This window comes from Aeribacillus composti, from assembly GCF_007827555.1.
Lineage (GTDB): Bacteria > Bacillota > Bacilli > Bacillales > Aeribacillaceae > Aeribacillus > Aeribacillus composti.
In genome coordinates this window covers 23,457-38,778 of record NZ_VISS01000023.1, presented here as the reverse complement: position 1 = coordinate 38,778, position 15,322 = coordinate 23,457, and the positions used below count along the sequence as shown (strand labels likewise).

17 protein-coding genes and 1 pseudogene are annotated in these 15,322 nt (G+C 38.1%); 3 read left to right on the top strand and 15 right to left on the bottom strand.

Annotated elements, in window-relative coordinates:
- The 7 genes from glcT to FB379_RS12465 form a co-directional block, all read right to left on the bottom strand.
- Window positions 1–840, bottom strand: coding sequence for a glucose PTS transporter transcription antiterminator GlcT (gene glcT / locus FB379_RS12495; protein WP_063389340.1), 840 nt, complete (start codon window positions 838–840; stop codon window positions 1–3).
- A gap of 216 nt (window positions 841–1,056) precedes the next feature.
- Window positions 1,057–1,932, bottom strand: coding sequence for a cation diffusion facilitator family transporter (locus FB379_RS12490; protein ID WP_063389341.1), 876 nt, complete (start codon window positions 1,930–1,932; stop codon window positions 1,057–1,059).
- Window positions 1,933–2,184: 252 nt separating this feature from the next.
- On the bottom strand, window positions 2,185–2,331 hold the full coding sequence (locus tag FB379_RS12485; RefSeq protein ID WP_063389342.1) for a YvrJ family protein: 147 nt from the start codon (window positions 2,329–2,331) through the stop codon (window positions 2,185–2,187).
- Between the two features lie 66 nt (window positions 2,332–2,397).
- Window positions 2,398–2,616 (bottom strand): DUF2922 domain-containing protein, encoded by a 219-nt coding sequence (locus tag FB379_RS12480; protein WP_063389343.1) that lies wholly within the window; start codon window positions 2,614–2,616, stop codon window positions 2,398–2,400.
- 19 nt (window positions 2,617–2,635) lie between these two features.
- Entirely contained in the window at window positions 2,636–2,854 is a 219-nt protein-coding gene (locus FB379_RS12475; RefSeq protein ID WP_063389344.1) for a DUF1659 domain-containing protein, read from the bottom strand.
- Between the two features lie 361 nt (window positions 2,855–3,215).
- The gene (pfkA, locus tag FB379_RS12470; RefSeq protein WP_066247956.1) at window positions 3,216–4,175 is read right to left on the bottom strand and encodes a 6-phosphofructokinase; all 960 of its coding nucleotides are present in this window, start codon (window positions 4,173–4,175) and stop codon (window positions 3,216–3,218) included.
- Between the two features lie 96 nt (window positions 4,176–4,271).
- Window positions 4,272–4,967 (bottom strand): thermonuclease family protein, encoded by a 696-nt coding sequence (locus FB379_RS12465; RefSeq protein WP_063389346.1) that lies wholly within the window; start codon window positions 4,965–4,967, stop codon window positions 4,272–4,274.
- Window positions 4,968–5,175: 208 nt separating this feature from the next.
- Between FB379_RS12465 and FB379_RS12460 the strand changes: the two genes are divergently transcribed.
- Window positions 5,176–5,397 carry a hypothetical protein gene (locus FB379_RS12460; RefSeq protein WP_082829436.1) on the top strand — a complete coding sequence of 74 codons (222 nt, stop codon included), beginning with the start codon at window positions 5,176–5,178 and terminating at the stop codon, window positions 5,395–5,397.
- 27 nt (window positions 5,398–5,424) lie between these two features.
- On the opposite strand, the gene FB379_RS12455 is transcribed toward FB379_RS12460, so the two are convergent.
- The 6 genes from FB379_RS12455 to FB379_RS12430 form a co-directional block, all read right to left on the bottom strand.
- Window positions 5,425–7,323 carry a heavy metal translocating P-type ATPase gene (locus FB379_RS12455; protein ID WP_144598132.1) on the bottom strand — a complete coding sequence of 633 codons (1,899 nt, stop codon included), beginning with the start codon at window positions 7,321–7,323 and terminating at the stop codon, window positions 5,425–5,427.
- Window positions 7,324–7,636: 313 nt separating this feature from the next.
- A complete protein-coding gene (locus tag FB379_RS12450; protein ID WP_066247954.1) occupies window positions 7,637–8,185 on the bottom strand; it encodes a TlpA disulfide reductase family protein in 549 nt (182 codons plus the stop codon).
- 119 nt (window positions 8,186–8,304) lie between these two features.
- The gene (locus FB379_RS12445) at window positions 8,305–9,630 is read right to left on the bottom strand and encodes an oligosaccharide flippase family protein (RefSeq protein WP_066247952.1); all 1,326 of its coding nucleotides are present in this window, start codon (window positions 9,628–9,630) and stop codon (window positions 8,305–8,307) included.
- 147 nt (window positions 9,631–9,777) lie between these two features.
- Window positions 9,778–10,845: a Ger(x)C family spore germination protein gene (locus tag FB379_RS12440; protein WP_158640196.1), complete on the bottom strand. Its 1,068-nt coding sequence runs from the start codon at window positions 10,843–10,845 to the stop codon at window positions 9,778–9,780.
- 2 nt (window positions 10,846–10,847) lie between these two features.
- Complete coding sequence (locus tag FB379_RS12435; RefSeq protein WP_158640195.1) at window positions 10,848–11,942, bottom strand: GerAB/ArcD/ProY family transporter; 1,095 nt, start codon at window positions 11,940–11,942, stop codon at window positions 10,848–10,850.
- Between the two features lie 23 nt (window positions 11,943–11,965).
- Window positions 11,966–13,450, bottom strand: coding sequence for a spore germination protein (locus FB379_RS12430; protein ID WP_082829433.1), 1,485 nt, complete (start codon window positions 13,448–13,450; stop codon window positions 11,966–11,968).
- Window positions 13,451–13,713: 263 nt separating this feature from the next.
- Between FB379_RS12430 and FB379_RS12425 the strand changes: the two genes are divergently transcribed.
- Complete coding sequence (locus FB379_RS12425; protein WP_063389353.1) at window positions 13,714–14,223, top strand: sigma-70 family RNA polymerase sigma factor; 510 nt, start codon at window positions 13,714–13,716, stop codon at window positions 14,221–14,223.
- 61 nt (window positions 14,224–14,284) lie between these two features.
- Here FB379_RS12425 and FB379_RS12420 read toward each other — a convergent pair whose 3' ends face one another.
- Window positions 14,285–14,488 carry a hypothetical protein gene (locus FB379_RS12420; RefSeq protein ID WP_063389456.1) on the bottom strand — a complete coding sequence of 68 codons (204 nt, stop codon included), beginning with the start codon at window positions 14,486–14,488 and terminating at the stop codon, window positions 14,285–14,287.
- Between the two features lie 135 nt (window positions 14,489–14,623).
- Here FB379_RS12420 and FB379_RS12415 point away from each other — a divergent pair, with 135 nt between their 5' ends.
- On the top strand, window positions 14,624–14,803 hold the full coding sequence (locus FB379_RS12415) for a YkvS family protein (protein ID WP_063389354.1): 180 nt from the start codon (window positions 14,624–14,626) through the stop codon (window positions 14,801–14,803).
- Window positions 14,804–14,933: 130 nt separating this feature from the next.
- Here FB379_RS12415 and queF read toward each other — a convergent pair.
- Window positions 14,934–15,263 (bottom strand): annotated as a pseudogene (gene queF / locus FB379_RS12410) (preQ(1) synthase); the annotation flags it as partial.
- Between the last annotated feature and the right edge of the window lie 59 nt (window positions 15,264–15,322).

Genomic DNA, 15,322 nt, shown 5'->3' with positions numbered 1-15,322 from the left:
TTATTCTTTTTTTGCTATTCGATATAAATGCATCGTTAAATAAACAGCTTCTGCTTCATCAATTTGTTTTTTCAATACTTGCTGCATCATTTTAATCATTTTCCATGCAACATTATAGCATAGAGGATATTTTTTTTTCAACAATAAAGCTAATTCTTCTGGTTCTTCCGTTTTTTCCTCTTTGAGAACCCTTTCAATTGTTGCCTGAAGATGCCTTACAAGCCGCAAATAATTAAAGCTTTCTTTATCAAGCTGGATGTTTAAGGAATCTTCTGCAACTTCGATTAACTGAGCAATAAGCTGAGAATGGCGGTTCACTTCAGAAATTGATTTATGCGTTATGGCGCTGTGAATGTGGAGAGCGATGAAACCGATCTCACCTTTGGGCAGCTTGATTTTCAGCTTATCTTCAATAATGGACACCACTTCACTAGCAATATTATATTCTTTCGGATAAAGCACTTCAGTCTCTGATAAAAAAGGGTTTTTGATGTCCATCCCCTGCTCGATCCTCTTAATTGCGAACGTAATATGGTCTGTTAAAGCTATATGAATATGTTCATTCAGAGGAAGTCCGACTTTCTTTGAAATGTGGGCAATACAGTCTGAAACAACTTCTATCATCTTCTCGTTTGTATAAGGAAGAAGTTTTTTATATTGTTCCTGTTCTTGTTCGTTTTTCAGCACAAATATCTTTTCAACTGTTTCGTTGGAAATCAGCTCCCCCCTTTTTTTTCCGAAACCGATTCCTTTTCCAATCAAGACGACTTCCTGAAAGGTGTCGTGGCCAGCTATTAATACATTATTATTCAACACCTTTTTTACTTTAAAGGACCCCATGTTTAAAAAGACGCTCCTTTACCAGAAATCTATATAATCGTACAAAAAAAGAACGGGGAGGTCAATGCATTTTGCACTCAGCAAAAGCAAGAAAAAATTTACAATCGAACACCTAAGACTGGGGGTGAGGCATCTAAAATGGAAATAGAAAATTTAGTTTTTTCATCTTTCTCGGCAGTTCATACTTTCCTTTCCAAAAATGAAGAGTCCGTTTTTTCAACTGTCGCCTTTTAAAGGTTCTATATGCACATGTACGTTCGTAATATTAAATTCTTCCGTCAGCCTTCTTTCCACTTCATCACAAATCGCATGGCTTTCAACGACATTTAAATTAGAATGAACTTTAATGACAACATCAACATATACGGTGCTTCCGACATATCTGGCTTTAATATCTTCAAGCGATTGAACCCCGGGTATATTGTTAATTGTTTCTTTATATTTGTCTAACTCCTTCTCTGAAAATCCGTCCGTTAAGGAATGAACCGCTTCTTTGAAGATATCCCAAGCAGTTTTGCAAATAAGCACTCCGATGATCATCGCAACAACTGTGTCCATCCATGCGATATGAAATTGCGCCGCCAAAATCCCTAGGAATGTTCCGACACTGACATATGCATCGGATCGATTGTCCATAGCTGCTGCCATGAGCGCTTGACTTTTTATTTTTTTCGCAAGTCTTACATTAAATAAATAAACGGAAAACATGACGATTGCTGAGCCGATAGCCGTCCATGCCGCGATCAAATCAGGTGATTCTGTTTTCGGGTTTATGATTGATTTTGCTCCTTCAGTAAGAACTTCAAAACCAACCATGACCATAATCAATGATGCAATTAAAGACGCAATGGTTTCTGCCCGAAAATGTCCATAGTGATGATCTTGGTCAGGAGGACGCTGCGATATTTTTAATCCGACTAAAACCGCGATCGAAGCAATTACATCAGTCCCGTTGTTCAGTCCGTCAGCCATTAAAGCTTCCGAATGAAAAAAATATCCGACCGCTATCTTTACAACGGTCAACAAAATATAGGCTGCAATGCTAATCCATGCTCCCCGTTCACCCTTTTTTAAATTTTGATAAACTTCCACCTTCCACTAACTCCATTCGTTTAGTCTGCCATTTATACTATCAAAAAAACATGTAAAGGTCTATACATACAGATTATTTCCTTGTTACAAAAGGTTTAATATCAAAAGGTTTTTCTGAAATCAAAGCGATCATTCCAATATGGAGATTAGTAAAACAAGGAAAAATATAAATTATTTCATTTTTTTTACATTACATTAAAAAAATATAGCAACCAAACTTTTTACAGTTTGATTGCTATCAATCGAGAGAGATTAATTTTCTTTTTGTGTCAAATAAACCGGGATCATTTGAATCGAATGGTTTAGGTCATCAAGCTTGCCTTCAATCCGGTGAAGCAAATAGAGCGTCACAACAATAGGAAAACCGACATCGCTGATAAACGACAGCCAATCGTGCAAACCAATCCCTCCCTTTATGGCATCTGAAATCCGGCCTGTTCCCGAACCGGAAACAGGCCGCTTCCGTCAGCTCATCGTATATTCTGTCACCGTTTGCTCAATAATTCTGGCTCCTTTTTTTGAAACGAGCGAACCCCCAGAAGAAGTAAAAACATTTGATTGAATGATTGTTTCCATAGCTTGACCAATTTGCTCTGCTGTTAATGAATCCTTAGGTTCATCAACATTAATTCTGACTGTCTTTCCTTCCGTATTGGCAAAAAGAAGATCGAGCGATTTAGACATTTTTTCACCCCCAGATTACTTATGCATTAATTTGATGCGTATCGTTTCGTTCCACTTTGGCAAGCGGCATTTTTTGAAGACTGGCAATTGCTTGGGCTGCTCTAAGCAAATCATCTGCACTAGCTGACGTTTTAATATTGCTGTAATTTTTATAGCGATACAGCGGCTTGCCGGAATGATCAAAACCTTCTTCAAAAACAAGACGCAATTGTGATTTGACCGGTTGAACCTCAGCCATTGCTCGCACCTCCTTTCACCTTCTTTATATAAAGAAATGAAAAAAGAGGGGCAGCAAATATGTAAAAAAGGTGAAAAAAAGAAATGAAAACGGAGCCCTGTCGTTGCAGACAACAACGGCTGTTGATGCCGTTTTGATCATTTCCAATAAACGGAATCTCTTTGGTTTCGTCAATATTTTATTTGGATAAAACTAAATGTTAGGGTAATGAATTTCATCAAAATTAAAAAAGCATTTACGAAGTGCTCTCTTATTATGAAAGTGGTCAAACCCCATTAAAAAGGAGACTTCGTAAATGCAAAACTATTGTGTATCACAAAACGGAACGGATGAAAAAATAAAAGAGCGGTGTCCGCTCTTTTTAAATAGAAAGCTGTTTTGACAACGTATATAATTCTCCGATTGGTTCGCTCTTTTCTTTCAATATCTCTTCAATATCATGATCAACGATTTGGTTTTTCTGTATTCCGACTGCTCTTCCGCCTTTTCCTTCTAACAGAAGCTCAACTGCTCTCGCTCCCATTCTGGAAGCAAGAACTCTATCAAATCCAGTTGGAGAGCCGCCGCGCTGAATATGTCCTAATACCGATACTCGCGTCTCAATGCCGTATTTTTCCTTTAAAATATCGGCAAGTTTTGATGCGCTCATAACTCCTTCAGCTAACGCAATAATGGAATGTTTTTTCCCGCGTTCAACACCATGCTCCAACCGCTTGACAATATCATCTAAGTCAAACGATCTTTCAGGGATTAAGATCGTTTCAGCGCCTCCAGCTACTCCTGCCCAAAGCGCTATATCACCAGCATGCCGCCCCATCACTTCGATTATAAAAATCCGCTCATGGGATTGCGCTGTGTCCCTAATTTGGTCCATTGCCCTTACAACCGTATTCAGTGCTGTATCAAATCCGATCGTGAAATCTGTTCCTGGAATATCGTTATCGATCGTTCCAGGCAATCCAATGCAAGGGAAGCCTTTTTCCGTCAGCTTCAAAGCCCCTCGGTATGATCCGTCTCCGCCAATTACAACAAGACCTTCAATTTCAAATGATTTTAATTGTTGAATCGCAAGAAGCTGTCCTTCTTCTGTTTTAAATTGTTCAGAGCGCGACGATTGGAGAATCGTGCCGCCGCGGTGAATAATGTCCCCTACAGAGCCAAGCTCTAATTTTTTTATGTCACCGTTAATTAATCCTTGATATCCATGGTATACTCCATAAACTTCCAACCCATGAAATATCCCTTTTCTTACAACTGCACGTATTCCAGCATTCATCCCCGGAGAATCTCCGCCAGACGTTAATACAGCTATTCGTTTCATTCCATCACCTCATTATGCAGTTCAATAATTGCTGCCATCTCATGTTTTATAAAATGTATTATATCAAAAAATTTTCCCGCTTAAATGATTTTCTCGTTATTCAGCTTTTCGAAATCCGGCTTCTTTTGCTTCCTCCTCTGTACAAAACATCATTTCTGGTTTTGTTATATAATAGTGCCTGCTGCCAGGCATATGGTATATTTTTTCACCTTTTGAATTAATGTTTCCTTTTATGTCGCAGCCCTCTTTTTTGTCGTCTTGTCCAATCTTATCATTAAATCCATCGTTTGTAACATAGTTTTCTATACTCCAGATTCCGATTTCTTTGTGCTGGGCTTTTTTTTGAACATCCAAAAAACGGTCTACATATTTTGTATTTGGCTGATGAACGTATGCGACGCGGGCTAGCCCGTTTTCAAGCAGCATTTCATTAAACATTTGTCCGTTTATATATAAATAAACAAGTAATCTTCCATACTTGTCACGTTCTCTAACGCCAAGCTCTAATTCAACTTTTTTGTCTGACAGCATTTCTTTTGCAAAATTGCTTGCTTCGATTGCAAATGGCTGCACAGGCTTCGTTGGGTGTACAGATTCAGGAGTATCGACAAGAAGAAGTCGGATTGTTTCTTTTTTATTGTTGACGATGACTTTCATCGTATCACCATCGACGACATCAATTACTTTGGCTTCCAACCGATTGTTTACGGCTGAATCATCTTTTTGCCAAAGCTCCCATCCGAAAAATAATGCAAGCAAACCAAAAAATAAAACAATCCATTTTCTCCACATGATGTTCTTCCTCTCTATTGTGTCCATTCAATGAAATATCATTTTAAGCGAAAAGAACATTCATATCAATAAGAAATGTGGAGGATTTTTCACCTTCAAAGTTATTTTAAATGTTGTTTACATTTTTCTCGGAATATTTTATAAATAAAACCATTCTAGTATAATAATAATGGTAAAGCAATCGGGGGAGTTAAGGAGTGTATTTTTTGTGACATTTATCAAAAGAAATATCGTCCCGATCCTCTGCTTGGCGGCATTTTCGTCACCCATAATCGGCATGATGTTAATTGATGTGTATTATTACAGTTCGGTAATCGGGTGGGTGGTTGGATTCATTTTTATTGTAGCTGCATACATAATTGTAACGAAACGACCCGATGACTCTGAACCAAATGACTTTTTAAAAGAAAATAAAAGGCGGATCATATAGCTTAATCCGCCTTGTTATTCTTCTTATTTATGATCTTAATAGCCGCAATCCATTTAAAATGACAAGTATGGTGCTTCCTTCATGGCCAATGACTCCGAACGGCAAGTCAATGACTTGAAGGAAATTAGCACATATGAGAAGGGCGATGACCGATAGAGAAAAGGCAATATTTTGTTTCACAATTTTGTTCATTTTTTGCGACAATTCGATCGCTTTGATCAATTTCGTTAAATCGTTTTTCATTAATACAACATCTGCTGTTTCCAAAGCAACATCCGTTCCCTCCCCCATTGCTATACCGACAGATGCTGTTTTTAAAGCTGGTGCGTCATTGATACCGTCGCCGATCATCGCCGTTACGCCGAATTGTTTATTCAACTGCTTTATTCGGTCAACTTTGCTTTCAGGCAGACATTCACCGTGAAATTCATCAACGGATGCCTCTTTAGCAATGGCTTCAGCTGACGCTTTCGTATCGCCCGTCAGCATCACCGTATAGATGCCTTTGCTTTTCAATTCATCCATCAAATTTTTCATATCAGGTCTAAGTACATCTTTTAAAGCGATGCTTGCGGCAATTCCTTTTTCGTCTTTAACATAAACAACCGTTTTCCCTTGTTTGTATAATTTCTTGGAAACAGAGTTTTGAAATTGTTCAGCCTCTTCTTTTCCGACAAACACAGCTTTCCCAACGAATATTTTCTGCCCGTTCCAAGAAGCAGAAACTCCAAACCCTGAATGTTCATCCACTGATACCCATTCATCTTTCAGTCCTTTTACATTTTCCTGAATATAAGCTGTAATAGCTTTGGCAAGAGGATGGGAGGATTGCCGCTCAATATTATAAACTGCTTGTAACAGCTCTGTTTTTTCGATGTCTGGGCGTACGATTACGTCCGTGACGATCGGCTCGCCTTTTGTCAAAGTTCCCGTTTTATCAAACGCGACCGCCCGAATTTTATTAAGACGCTCTAAATGTACGCCCCCTTTAAACAAAATGCCGTTTCTTGCCCCGTTAGAAATAGCGGATAACGTCGCCGGCATGATCGAGGCGACGAGCGCGCACGGGGAAGCCACTACCATAAACACCATCGATCTGTAAAAAGCTTCCTGAAAGCTCCAGCCTAATAAAAATGGAGGAGCAAACATCAAAACAGCCACTGCAATAAGCACACCTTTTACATACGTTCCTTCAAATTTTTCAATAAATTGCTGGGACGGAGATTTTTCAGATTGGGCGTTTTGCACCAGTTCAATAATTTTTTGAAAAAGCGTTTCCGATGCTTTTTTCGTTACGCGAACGGTGATCGATCCATTTACGTTTACAGTCCCTGCATACACTTCACTTCCAGGCTCTTTCTCAACCGGGATGGATTCGCCCGTTATAGCTGATTCATCCACTGTCGTATGACCATTTATGAGCTGGCCATCCACCGGAATGCGGTCCCCGGGCTTCACAATGATCAAATCTCCAATCGATAAAGTGGAAACATGCACTTTTTCTTCCCGTCCATCTACTAAAAGCAGCGCTTCTTCAGGCTGCAATTCCATCAATGAAGAGATCTCCTTGTTTGTTTTGTTCATTGTATACGTTTCTAATGCGCCGCTTAGGGCAAAAATAAAAATTAAAATCGCTCCTTCAAGCCAATGGCCGATTATTGCCGAACCGATAGCAGCAAAAACCATCAGCAGCTCTACATTCAACTTGCCTTCGCGGATCGTTTCTTCAATTCCCTCTTTAGCTTTGGCAAATCCCCCAATAACGAATGCGAAAATAAATAAAATCGTTGATATGATGTTGAAATCATCTATGCTAAGCAGCCAAGCGAAAAAAATGAGAACACCTGACACAATGGCCGCAATCATTTCAACATGCTGTTTCAACCCTTGAAATAATTCCGTATTATGAAACATCTTTGCTTCCATTCTCACTTACAACCTCCTAACTGAGAATAAAATTCAGCTTCACTTCTATTGAATTCCATATGCTATTCTTGGCGACTAGTAAAAAAACTATTAAAATATCAACATCTATATGTATATTATATATCAACAATTATTTTTTTCAAGTAATAATTATATTAATTTTAAATTAATAATTAATATTAATAATTATTATCATTCTCAATCACGGTTTTTTACAGATCAAAAACGTTGGTTGGAAAATCGGTCGATTCATATGTTAAGCATTAAAATTCTATTTTTTAAAAAAGAAAAAGCACAGAAGCTTCGCTGTGCTTTACAAATCGGTTAAACGTTTTAATTGTTCGGTTGTTACGGGACCAATGATTTTTTTAAACACCTGTCCTTGTTCATCGATTATAAAAGTAGTGGGAATGACCATAACCTTGTATAATTTCATGACTTCGCCTTTTTCATCAAAAAGCACAGGAAAATCAAATCCGCTCTTTGATAAAAAAGACTTTACTTCTTCTTTTCCCCCTTCTTCTGAAGTAATGTTAATTCCTAAAAACGCGACGTGCTCAGAATCCGCTTGTTCATAAAAACGTTGAAGCTCAGGCAATTCTTCCTTACATGGAGGGCACCACGTCGTCCAAAAATTGATCACGACCTTTTTCCCTTTAAAATCCGAAAGTTTTACCATCTTGCCGTCAGTTGTTGGCAAAACAAAATTGTTAGCGGGCACTTTCGAATTTTCTTTCGTTATTATTTCTTTCATGGTTGTTTTGCTCGGTGCATTTTCTTGTTTCAAATCGCTCTCTTGACATCCAAAAAACACACATGATATAAGCAGAAAATGAAAAAGTAAGGCAGCTGTTTTTTTCAAAACGCTTCCCCCTTCATGAGAGCACTATTTTTTTCCATTCAATGATGGAAAAATGATGACTTTCGCTATTTCATACTTTATTGCTGCGATAGATCACAGTAGAGACAACCCGGAAAATCTTAATGAACACGTTTTTCCTTCAGCGACCAATAGCCAATGCCGATTTTTTGGCATATTGTCATATAATGCATTAACAATTGCAGCAATCCTCCTGCATTGAGCCCGATAATAACTCCTGACATTTGCCATTCTGGCTGCGATCCAAGCAAAAAGATGACGACAAACGAGATAAAATGCGCCCAAACCGTATGAAACAAAGCATCCTTTATTAAATTCAGACCGATCAAATACGCTTGCAGCGGAATGATCAAAAAGTGGGTAAAAAAGTACGGCCATAAAAGCTTTAAAAAAAGTGTTGCAGTAGTTCCGTTGACAAACAAACTTGTAAGCGGCTCAGCAAAAGCAAACATAATCACAATCGCAGGTATTCCGTAAAGCATTGTCATTCCGAGCGATTGCTGCAAAAGCTTCTTTAAAAGTTCCTGGTTTCCTTTAGCAAACGCTTCTGATACAGTTGGGATCAAAATCGTTAACAGTGCATGAGCGATAAACGCTGGAAAAAAGCCGATCGTCATCGCAACTCCGGAAAGCAGACCGAACTGTTCTGTCGCTCCAACCTCCGAAACACCTGCTGCCATTAATGCATATTTGATTAAAAACGGCTGAATCGCATGTGTCATAGAATGAAAAATGCGCAAAATTGTCGTCGGAACAGAGACACGAAATAAACTCCGCCGGATCAAAGCTGTTTTGGATGAAGCGAGCGTGCTTTTTTTTAGTTCTTGCGCCTGATAGACATAAACGGTAAGCAAATAAAGAACAATAACGGCTTCGCTTGCAATAAATGAGCTTAACCCTGCAATGACAGACATTTCAGGAGAAAATTCAAACAGGTTGAACAGCAAAATGAGCAGAATAAGCTGAACAAGCTTGCGAAATCCATTTGCAAATGCAATTTTCCCCATTTGCTGCGTGCCCATTAAATAGCCTCTAGCAATAGAGGAAAAAGAAATCATCGGAACAAGCAGTACAAATAAAACCGTAACGGAAGGATGATAGCTTTTTAGCGGCGGAAGAGCAGGAAACAGCAAAAAAACAATTAAGCTGAAGCAAATGCTGATCCACAAAGTTAGGCGAAAAGCATATTTCAACATTGGCCAATGGTACGGCTTTTCAGTTTCCGCCACATATTTTGAAATAGATATCGGCAATTCAAAGCTTGCTAACACGATAATGAAAAACATAATAGGCATGATCGACATATAGTGGCCGATGCCTTCTTCACCAAGTTCCCGCGTCAATACCATGTTAATCATAAAATCAAAGCATTCCCCTAGAAACGAAGCAACGATTAAAAGCAGAGCTCCCTTAAAAAAAGTTTTCATTTTTCCTCCCTCTTTTCTTATTTCATGCATATGAGACAAGTTCAAAAACATGACAGAGGATCGGAAGAGGGAGGAAAATTTTTAGTCAGCCTTTGTTATTTCGGTTTCTCGTTTCATTGGCAAAACGAAGCAATCAAATATTTAGAATTATTGCACCACACCAGTTTCAGTAATTTTTACATCCGCATGCACATCGACTTCCATCTTGGAATAAATATCCCTCCAATTTTTCACTTTTCTTAAACCTCTCGCATGGCTTAAAATTTCTTCTCCTAATCCAACCGGATCAATGTTTTTCTCTTTAAACATATCGATCATCTCCATACTGTTCTTCACAATTTCCTTTTCAAACGCTTTTTCAGCTTTTTTTAAGATTTCCGGACGAACAGTCCCTTCCGAATATTCGCGTAGATACCCTTCAATTTCCAGCTCTATCGTTAAATGGAACGGATTTTTTTCATCGATGTTCGCTCTTCTTTTCGAACGGATGCTTTCTATAGATGCTTTATTTCCATCATCCATTGTGATCGTATGAATTCCTTTAACATATCGATCGGAAAGAAGCTTAAAATAAAAAAGCTGATCATTTTCGATTTCGCCAACCATTTTGTCCTTTTGAAACAAGGCAAGTCCAGTTATTTTGACATGGTCGTTTTTCTTTTCTAATAAAGGTAAAGAAGGGTCTTTTCCTTTCATGCGAAAGTTGCGCAAATATGTGTGTAAATTGATAATCGGCAAATTTTCCCGGTGCATATTATGCTCCACTAAATTACGAAAGTACGTGGCAGTCCCCTGTTGTCCATATTTTCCTTCCAGCAAATTTTTCGCTTCACCTTTGCAGACCGCTAAAATGACCTTTGAACCGACGCTTGCATCTCGTTCAAGCGAGTCGACATATTTTTCAATTCCCTGTTTTGCTACGTCTTCACTGTAAAGAGCAAATTGCAATTTTCCATAAACTAGAGGGGCTGGCGACTCCTTTTGCAAATCGGAAATCAGATCCCTGCTTAAATCTGATTCGACCGTCATCACCTTGCTGTCGACCGGCTGCTCCTTTTTATATTCAGGAGCAACAATGGTTCCTTTAATTTTATTGCCTTCGCCGACATCGTATCCAATAACCATCACTAAATTGACATCATCAATAATTTCTTTATCCAGACATCCATAAAGCATCAGCATGAACAACATAATGAAGGAGAGAATTTTCCACATGTTTATGTTCTCCTTTTCCATAAATCCCGTACAAACGTAATGAGGTATAAAACCGGAATATAGCAAAATACAATACCAAGAGCATACGTATTGATGATCTTATTTAATAATTGAATATCTTCTTTATCAACAATGACATTGACTATAAAAAACATGACGACCAGAACAGAAATGATTGCCTTCTTTTCTGTTATTCCAAAAATTTCTGTTATACCTCTTTTGGCGCTCCACAACATGACGCAAATATTCGGCAAGATGACGAGAGACCAGGAAGCAATGCCGATATATTCGAATCTTTCAACAAAAGGAAGTTCAACAATTTTCCACATCGCTAGCGTCGCCCATTTATTGCGCAATATTTCTTCTTCCGCAGAATAATAAACGATCGAAACAATCATGATGATGATATAGGAACAGGTTGTAAATAAATTTCCAATATGAGCCCATTTTTGGGATTTGTCAATATTTTTGACAAAGGGGTAATACAAAAAAAGAGTTTCAAAACCAATAACAGTTATGACCATCTGCATCGTTCCCATGAAAATTTCCTGAGGTGAATGATCCATAATTGGCAAGAGGTGCTGAAGATCTGCAAAACGAGTCGGGAAAATTAAAAATGTAAGAAAAATCCAAAGCGGCAGAACCACTCCAAAAAAAGCAAATCCGGTTACTACCCGAAATCCACCGTTAAAAATGTAATAAAGCAATCCCATAAAAATTGCGGTATAAATCCAAATATTTAAATCTTCAAACATCCACACCTTCAAAATTTCAATATATCCTATTAATATGGCGCAGCTTCCAAGAAAAAAATAGATGATCCAAACAATGTTCAATCCATTGCCGACCCATTTTCCAAACAAATCGTGCTGCAGTGTCATTAAGCTTCCGCTTGAACGTTTCAAAATTTGATAGATCATCCAAATGTACAGATGAACAATAAGACCGATCAAAATAACTGAAATCCATGAATCATGTCCCGCATACTTGACGACATTTTTTTGAAAACCTAATACACCGATGCCGAATTGAGTGCTGTGCACTAAATAAAAAACGAGCGGTGCGGAAACTTTATGACGTTCTGCTATTTGCGCCAAGTTGGATTCCTCCTCTTCCGCTGTTATTCATCAATATCTTTATTTTCCCTCGATTTCTCTTCATCCATTCGCTTCGGCTGCTCCGTCCGCAGCTGTTTCGGACGTTCATTCATCATTGAAAACGGCATACGCAGGAATGCATCCTTTAAATCGGAAATTCTCGGAGGATAGATTGGCTCCAAAAAAGGACGTCCGAGAGAAGTTAATCGTAAAAGATGGGTCGCTAAAAAACAAAAGCATAAAACGATTCCTAAAAGACCGTACATTTCGGCAAACATGAGAAAAGGAAAACGCAAAAGCCTGATCGTATTGCCCATTTTATAGACAGGTGTTGTAAATGATGCTAATGCAGCAAGCGCTACAATGATGAGCAAAATATTGCTTGTTAAACCTGCTTCCACACTAGCTGTTCCGATTACAATCCCCCCGACGATGCCGATCGTTTGTCCAACCTTTGTCGGCAGCCGGGCGCCCGCTTCACGCAGCAATTCGATCGTTCCTTCCAAAAACAGCGCCTCTAAAAAAGGCGGAACTGGGACCTCCCTTCTGGATGTGACAAAATTGTTTAGTAAATCAGTTGGAATTAACTCATAATGATAATTTAAAACAGCTACATAAATCGGTGTTGCCAATATGGAAAAGGAGACAGCAAACAGGCGGATAATACGGAAAAAGGAAGACAAAATCCAATTTAAAAAATAATCTTCAAACGATGCGAAAAATTCGACAAGAGTTGTCGGACCGATTAATACATGGGGAGAGCCGTCCACAATGACCGCTATTTTCCCTTCCGCCAAAATGGAAACTACACGGTCCGGTCTTTCCGTATCCAACAGCTGAGGAAAGGGAGAATTATGATTGTCAGAGATCATTTCCGTAATGTACGAACTATCATTCACTTGATCAATTTGGATATTAGAAATTCTTTGCCAAACCGTAAATACATTTTCCTCATCCGCTATGCCTTCTATATAGATGATCGCTAATCTCGTTTGCGTCAGCCTGCCAATTTTTAAAGTCCGAATGCGCAGCTCTTCAATCGGCAATCGTTTTCGAATTAAATTAATATTGGATTCAATGGACTCAACAAACGCCTCTTTCGGACCGATGACCGTAAATTCCACTTCCGGGAGTGTAACTTCTCTAGCTTTGTTTAATTTTGCATTAACGAGCAAGCACGGAGATCCATATTCGCTTAGCGAAATCATAACAAAGCCTTCCAACAGCTTTTCCTTCATTAAATCCGTATCAATGGTTAAAAAAATATCTTTGACCGGTAAAATGTTTTTTAGTTCTTCTAATGACTGCCAATATTTTGAGTGAATCGGCTTTAAAATGTTTTCATTTAATATATTTACATCCACTAACGTTTCAAAATATGAAATCCAATATTTGATATGGCTTGTATTGACGTCATATTGAATAAAATCAGTAGAACTGCGGAAGACAGCAAACAATTTTTCAATTGAATCTTTTCTTTTCCAATTTTGCTTATACATTCGGCTCATTCATCCCACCTCTTTCCATTATTTTTTCAAGCCATCTTTTTATTTATTCAATTAAATTTCTTCTATAGAAATAATGAGAAAAATGGTGAAAACGGAGGAGGCTGAAACGAAATAATTGCATTTTCCTATATAGAAAATTGAATTTCCCAGACAATTGGACGCGTATCATCTTAATCATGATGATTCGCTCAAATGATTTACACCGTTTACGATTGTATTACCGCGGAAAAAAAAGAGCGCGCTCTTTGAAAGGATGCGCACACGTGGAAAAGAATCAATCATTTGAAGAGATGCTAACTGCTTTTCGCCCTTTAATTTTTCACATTATGAAAACTTTAAATATTTATACAGACCAAGACGAGTTTTTTCAAATAGCAGCGATCGCCCTCTGGAAAGCAAGCATCAATTATGACGAACAGAAAGGACGGTTTGCCACTTATGCTTATGCAACGATAAAAGGCTCGCTCATGACAGAATTAAGGAAAAAACAAACATATAAAGAAAGGCATGTTCTTCATGCGAATGACATAATAGCTGCTAAATTGGAATTTTTTCCATATACAGACATTGAAGCAAGAGATTTATATGAACGGATTGCCCCCGCTTTATCAGATGCTCAACGAATTTGGTTTACCATGTATTTTTTTGAAGGAAAAACTCAGAAGGAAATTGCAGAGGAGCTAAATGTCACAGTCAACAAAGTAAAAAATTGGAGAAAAGGAGCATTAAAAAAATTGAAGAAATATGCCGTAAAGGCACGGGAAGAACAGTGAACAGTCTTTAATAGCAGTTTTTAAGAGGAAGATGTGCCAAAAATTAAGAAGCTGACATCGGTCAGCTTCTTGGATCTTTTGTATATCGGTAAACAATGCTGCCACCGCGTTTTGCTGTTCCATGAAAATGTTTAAAATCTTCCCTTTCGATCAGTACTTTGCGAAACGCCATAAAATCTTCCTTTGATACACAATATTCTTCCAGTTCTCCATCACGAAGCTTGTTTAAAATGTCTTGTATCTCTTGATTTGTCAACTCGACCATCTCCTTTTCTATGAAAAACAGTCTACCGAGCAATGGAAACTTTTTACCTATTTTTTTGCGATTGTCCAAAAAAACTTTACAATTCTAAAGAAATCATGCAAAATATTTGAAAATCCATAAAAAAGGAGAGAACAAATGAAAATTGCTGAAGTTGGAGATGTTATTGAATTTAAAGACGGTCTCAAAGGAATTGTCGAAAAAGTAAATGAAAATTCCGTCATCGTCGATCTTACGTACATGGAAAACTTTCGGGAAATGGATCTGGAACAAAAAACAGTAGTTAATCATAAAAACTATAAAATTGTCGGAAAGTAAAACGGAGAATTGAATGCTCCGTTTTACTTTTTCTTATATCAAAGAGTTTAGTGCCATTTCAAGAATTTTTTACAATTAACGCAAGTTTCGGCAGGTTCTTTTATCAAAAAAACGCCTCAAGCGACTTGCTTTATCGGTTGTCCACTTTTTCCGGGTACAAATCATGGTTCATCATACGATACTCCGCCATTTTCTCGTATTTTGTTCCAGGACGTCCCCAATTGACATAAGGATCAATAGAAATACCGCCGCGCGGCGTAAATTTTCCCCATACTTCGATGTAGCGGGGCTCCATGATCTTGATTAAATCATTCATGATAATATTAACACAATCTTCATGGAAATCGCCGTGGTTGCGGAAGCTGAACAAATAAAGCTTCAGCGACTTGCTTTCCACACATTTTTTGTCTGGAATATAGCTGATATAAATGGTCGCGAAGTCCGGTTGTCCGGTGATTGGCCTCTGTTTTTCACAAACAGGTGGACTATATCATATTCTTATTCAACTGCGATATTGAA